At 61.1% G+C, this 347-nt stretch carries 1 protein-coding gene; it reads right to left on the reverse strand.

All coding sequences use genetic code 11. From position 1 onward, the window contains the following. Positions 1 to 144 precede the first annotated feature (144 nt). On the reverse strand, positions 145 to 347 hold a 203-nt coding region (locus J0A65_RS26620; RefSeq protein ID WP_206597179.1), incomplete at its 5' end, for a hypothetical protein.

Raw genomic sequence — 347 nt, forward strand, 5'->3', positions numbered from 1 at the left:
CGCAAACGGAAGCGCCACCCGGGCGGCGCCTCTTGCGCACAGAAAACGGGGATCGTTCGGTGGATAAGCGGTGCACAAGCGGGCGCAGGGCCGATGCCACGCGGGCTCCCGGAATCAGGTCATTTCCCGAGCAATATCAATAAGTTAACAACCAGAGACATACACAGAAGCGGTGGAACAGCCTGTGGAAAAGCTGTCGACACCAGGCCAGGGGCCGCGCAGGGCCTGACGCACGCTGAACTGATCGATATCCACCCAGGGCTGCGCGCGGACGGAGTTGTCCACCTGCGACCGGGACGACAAGGGGAGGAACGCTGGGGATATGCACAGATTATGTGGATGAAGCT

This window comes from Bowmanella yangjiangensis (assembly GCF_017255015.1).
In the GTDB taxonomy this organism is placed as follows: Bacteria; Pseudomonadota; Gammaproteobacteria; order Enterobacterales; family Alteromonadaceae; genus Bowmanella; species Bowmanella yangjiangensis.